A 4875-nucleotide genomic window follows, 5' to 3' on the forward strand; every position below is an offset into this window, starting at 1 on the left:
CCGCTGGTCCTGGCGGGCGGCAGGGGAATTCAGGCCTTTTTCGATGGACTTTTGAACGTTTATGGGCATTGGATCGCGTTGCCGCCGGACGGCTTCAGGATCATTGAATTCGACACCGATGGCCCGGACGTTCGATCGTTCGAGGCTTTTCGGGTGGACACGGCGCCGACGGAGCACAACCCGGAGAGCGTCGCCTTCCGGATTACCGCCGCCGGAGGGCGCTCGGCCGTATACTCCGGCGATACCGATTACAGCGACGCCCTGATCCGGCTGGCCCACGAGGCGGACCTGTTGATCTGTGAGGCCGCCGTGCCGGATGCCATGAAGATCGTCAAACACCTGACGCCTGCCCTGGCCGGAGAAATCGCCAGGCGGGCGGAGGTGAAACGATTGATGCTGACCCATTTCTACCCCCCATGTGAGGGGGCGGACATCCGGGGGGAATGCCGTAAATCCTTTTCAGGACCGCTTCTGCTGGCGGAAGACCTGATGCGGGTGGACTGGTAGGCGGCTGCAATTGATGCGAAGCTATCCGGTAAACCTCCATGTCCAGGATCGTCTCTGCGTGGTTGTGGGCGGGGGCGAAGTCGGCACCCGCAAGGCCCTCCGGCTGATGCGCTGCGGCGCCCGGGTCACGGTGATCAGCCCTGTGACGACGCCGGCCCTCAAATCCGTCATCGACAGCGGCGACGTTCGCTGGCTTCCGCGGGCGTTTCAAAGCGGCGATCTGATCGTTCAACCCGATACGGCGTCGAAGCCTTCGCCCGAAGGGGCTGATGGGGGATTGCCCGTCCCCGGAGTGGTCTTTATGGTCATCGCCGCTACGGACCAGGCGCCCGTCAACGCAGCGGTCCTGGCGGCGGCACGGCGGATCGGTATACTGTGCAGTGTTGCGGACCAGCCCGAAACGGGCGATTTCACCCTCCCGGCGATGGTTTCCCGAGGTGATCTGATCGTCACGGTATCGACGTCGGGCAAAAGTCCTGCTCTGGCCCGACGGCTGCGTAAAGATCTGGAGGCACAGCTGGGGGAGGAATACGATATCGCCCTGAAGCTCCTGGGCGCCCTTCGGGAGAGACTTCTGGGCGAGGGGCACGACCCGGAGGCCCACAAGGTCCGGTTCAGGCGGGTGATCGACGGCGGGTTGATCCCGCTGATCCGGGAGGGGCGGTTTGGGGATATCGACCGGTTGCTGACGGAAGCCCTGGGAGAGGGATATACCTTTGAATCCTTGATGAAGGCGATATGACGGCCATGATGGATGCGATGAGTCTGCTCGTTACCGTGACGGTGGTGTTTTACATCCTGAGCACGATGGGATATTTCGGCTATCTGTTTCTGCAGCGGGAGTTCTGGCAGAAACTCGGATACGGTCTGTTGGGGGCGGGGTTCTTCTGTCACAGCCTACTGCTCGGATACGCCTTTGTTCACTTCGGATCCCTGCCCGCCCACAATCTTCACCAGACGCTTCTGCTGGTCGGGTGGGCCGTCACGGGTTTTTTTCTGGTGTTTCAGTACCGGTTTCAGGTGAAAGTGATGGGGATCTATGCCGCTCCCCTGGCGGCGTTCGTGATGATCGTATCCTCACGGCTGCCCGTCGAACCGGCTCAGGTCCAGGCCCATTTCCGAAGTTTCTGGCTCATTTTTCACGTCGTCGTCATTCTCCTGGGCGAGGCGGCTTTTGCCATGGCCTGCGGGGTGGGAATCCTCTACCTCGTTCAGGAATATGCCATCAAAAACAAAAAACGGGGTTTCTTCTACCGTCGCCTTCCTTCTCTCGAACTGCTTGACACCACCGGCTATGCGTGTATTGTTTTTGGGTTCACGCTGCTCACCGTGGGGTTGATCGGCGGGTTCCTTTACGCTAAAACCGTCTGGGGACGGTTCTGGAGCGGGGATCCCAAGGAGATCTGGTCCGGGATCATGTGGCTTTTTTACGCCGCATTGCTTCACGAACGGCTGACCGTGGGATGGCGGGGACGGAAATCGGCGATTATGTCCATCGTCGGATTTGTGGTGCTGCTGTTTACATTTTTGGGTGTTAACGTGTTTTTAAAGGGACATCATGGAGAATTTACGCAATGGTAAGCCGCGCCGTTCAACCGCAGGCCTTTGACAAAGGGAGGGCGGCCATGGACGACAAGCAGACCGCGGATCTCAAAGCGATGCAGTCGAGGCATTCCGATGCGGCATCGGCGCTTTGCTGTCTGGAGTGCGACAAGGAGAACCCCCGACTCGACATCGTGCTTCTGGGGCTCAATCACAAGACCGCCGAGGTAGCGCTCAGGGAATGCCTGGGATTTTCCGACGTCGAAGCCGATACGGCGCTTCGCCATTTTCAGGCGTTGCCGGTCATTCGGGAGGTTTTTCTGCTGTCGACGTGCAACCGCGTCGAGATCCTCATGGCCACCCCGGATGCGCCTGCCGCGGTGGCGGCGGCCAAAAACTACCTCAGTGAATCCAAGCAGCTCGCCGTGGCCGACTTCGAATCCGCCCTCTATGTTCATCAGGGTGACGCGGCGGTCCGTCACATTTTCAGGGTGGCCGCCAGCCTTGATTCGATGGTGATCGGAGAGCCGCAGATCCTGGGCCAGATCAAGGCGGCCTACCGCAACGCCGTCCAGAAAAAGACCTCCGGGGTCATCTTGAACCGTTTGCTGCACAAGACCTTCTTCGTCGCCAAACGGGTTCGAACCGAAACCGGCATCGGCGATCACGCGGTCTCCATCAGCTATGCGGCCATCGAGCTCGGTCGGAAGATCTTCGGCGATCTCGAAAACAGGAAGGTGTTGTTGGTGGGGGCCGGAGAGATGGCCGAACTGGCCGTGGAACATCTCATCCGGCACCGGGCCGGAAAAATTTTCGTCGCCAACCGGACCTTCGAAAGAGGCGTGGCCCTGGCCGAACGGTTTCACGGCAAGGCTATCCGGTTCGAGGAGATCACCGATGTCCTCCGCGACGTGGATATTATCATCAGCTCCACCGGATCCCCGGGTTTCATTCTGCGTCGGGATCAGATCAAACAGGTGCTTCGTCCGCGCCGGAATCGCCCGTTGTTTTTCATCGATATTGCCGTTCCGCGGGATATCGACCCGGAGATCAACCGCCTTTCCAATGTCTACGTTTACGACATCGACGATCTCAAGGACGTCATCGAAGAAAATGTCGAAGACCGAAACCGGGAGGCCCGACGCGCCGAGGGGATCATCGAGGAGACGGTCATCAAATTCAGGCAATGGTATGAAGTATTGGATATCGTGCCGACCATCGTAGGGCTTCGGGAGAAATTTTACGGCATTGCCGAGGCCGAGATCCGAAAGACGTTGAATCAGTCCCTCGCGCATCTTTCCGCGGAGGAGGGCCAGGCGATTCGTCGCATGACCAATGCGCTGGTCAACAAGATCCTTCATGATCCCACCCTTTTTTTGAAGCGCAACGGATGTCTGGGTGAAAACTCGATTTATCTGGACGCCACGCGCAAACTTTTCAGACTCGATGAGGAAGACCTATGAAAGCGATCGCCTTTTTGTTTCCCGGCCAGGGGTCTCAAAGCGTAGGCATGGGAAAGGACGTGTTCGAGGAATATGATGTTGTAAAGGAGCGGTTTAAGGCCGCCGAGACGATCACGGGGTTGCCGATATCCACCCTCTGCTTCGAGGGACCCATGGCCGCCCTGACGGAGACGGTCAATCTCCAGCCGGCGGTCACGACGGTGAACCTCGCGTTTCTCGAAATTCTCAGGCGGGAGGGGGTGAAGCCCCGCGTCTCTGCCGGGCACAGCCTCGGCGAGTTCAGCGCATTGTGTGCCGCGGGCGTTGTTTCCGAGGAAGACACCCTCCGAATGGTTTTCCGGCGAGGGGAACTGATGCACCGCGAGGCGACCTTGCACAAGGGGGCCATGTCCGCCGTTATCGGGTTGTCCATCGATGCGGTGCGGGACCTTGTGGCTCAGGTGACGGAAGGGGTCGTCACGGTCGCCAACCACAACGCGGAAAAACAGATCGTCATTACCGGTTCGCCCGACGCGGTCAAAACGGCGGGTGAGATGGCCGCCGCCCAGGGTGGAAAAGCGATCCCGCTCAAGGTCAGCGGCGCATGGCACAGCCGCCTGATTCAAGGGGCGGAGGCCGAGTTTCGTGATTTTCTCGGCACCGTCGTTTTTCATCCGCCGGAAAGCCCGGTGATCCACAATGTCACGGCAGACCGAACCGCCGATCCCGACGAGATCCGGAATCTCATGGCGGCACAGCTGTGCAGTCCGGTCCGGTGGTACGAGTCCGTTCTCAGGCTGATGACGGAAAATGTGACGGTATTCGTGGAGGTCGGTCCGGGCAAGGTGCTGACCGGGCTGGTGAAAAAGATCCTGCCGAAGGCCTATCCGTGCGAGATCTATAATGTCAATGATATGAAAAGTCTCGAGGTTTTCCTGAAGGCCGCGGCCTGATGGGTCAGGAGTCCAGATCCGAAGAGGGGTCCCGGGACGAATCCAGGGGAAATTTAAAGAACCGGACCCCCTCCTCCTTCAGGGTCCGCTCCTCATCCGAGGTGCTGCTTCCCCTGATGTTTCTGGGCTTCACGGCACCATAATGGATTTTGAGGGCCTCTTTGGCGAAATCACACCCCACATCCTCGAAATTCCTGTCCACAAAGTCCATCAGCTGCCGGCCGAGTCTCTCCGTCTCCTCCCCGGAAGCCGCGGGTTTGTGTGTGGATCGGGAGGGTTTGACGGCAAAGGTGGAAGGGACCTTCGTGACGACTCTGTCCTTGCAGATGGGGCAGGAAACCAGTGCCTCTTCCATCTGTTTTTCATACGACAGGCTGTCCTTGAACCATCCTTCGAAAAGATGCCCCCGGGAACATTGCAAATCATATACG

6 protein-coding genes are annotated in these 4875 nt (G+C 59.0%); 5 read left to right on the forward strand and 1 reads right to left on the reverse strand.

The window, feature by feature from the left end:
* From AB7S84_RS16480 to fabD, 5 genes are all read left to right on the forward strand, one after another.
* Positions 1–507 (forward strand): MBL fold metallo-hydrolase (locus AB7S84_RS16480; RefSeq protein WP_428155822.1); only part of this gene is annotated, 507 nt, incomplete at its 5' end.
* A gap of 13 nt (positions 508–520) precedes the next feature.
* Positions 521–1249 (forward strand): precorrin-2 dehydrogenase/sirohydrochlorin ferrochelatase family protein, encoded by a 729-nt coding sequence (locus tag AB7S84_RS16485; RefSeq protein WP_020876103.1) that lies wholly within the window; start codon positions 521–523, stop codon positions 1247–1249.
* 5 nt (positions 1250–1254) lie between these two features.
* Positions 1255–2088, forward strand: coding sequence for a c-type cytochrome biogenesis protein CcsB (gene ccsB, locus AB7S84_RS16490; RefSeq protein WP_428155824.1), 834 nt, complete (start codon positions 1255–1257; stop codon positions 2086–2088).
* A gap of 44 nt (positions 2089–2132) precedes the next feature.
* Positions 2133–3512, forward strand: a complete 1380-nt coding sequence (gene hemA / locus AB7S84_RS16495) for a glutamyl-tRNA reductase (RefSeq protein ID WP_428155826.1) — start codon at positions 2133–2135, stop codon at positions 3510–3512.
* A complete protein-coding gene (gene fabD / locus AB7S84_RS16500; RefSeq protein WP_428155828.1) occupies positions 3509–4444 on the forward strand; it encodes an ACP S-malonyltransferase in 936 nt (311 codons plus the stop codon). Before hemA ends, fabD begins: the two co-directional genes overlap by 4 nt.
* Positions 4445–4448: 4 nt before the next feature.
* Here fabD and AB7S84_RS16505 read toward each other — a convergent pair.
* Positions 4449–4875: DUF1178 family protein (locus AB7S84_RS16505; protein ID WP_428155830.1), on the reverse strand; the 427-nt coding region annotated here is incomplete at its 5' end.

The sequence above is a fragment of the Desulfococcus sp. genome (assembly GCF_050178255.1).
Lineage (GTDB): Bacteria > Desulfobacterota > Desulfobacteria > Desulfobacterales > Desulfococcaceae > Desulfococcus > Desulfococcus multivorans.

What these genes read in the sequence shown, in the direction of transcription:
- hemA (WP_428155826.1), top strand. Translation starts at nt 2,133, where the DNA reads ATGGACGACAAGCAGACCGCGGATCTCAAAGCGATGCAGTCGAGGCAT.
- fabD (WP_428155828.1), top strand. Translation starts at nt 3,509, where the DNA reads ATGAAAGCGATCGCCTTTTTGTTTCCCGGCCAGGGGTCTCAAAGCGTA.
- AB7S84_RS16485 (WP_020876103.1), top strand. Translation starts at nt 521, where the DNA reads ATGCGAAGCTATCCGGTAAACCTCCATGTCCAGGATCGTCTCTGCGTG.
- ccsB (WP_428155824.1), top strand. Translation starts at nt 1,255, where the DNA reads ATGATGGATGCGATGAGTCTGCTCGTTACCGTGACGGTGGTGTTTTAC.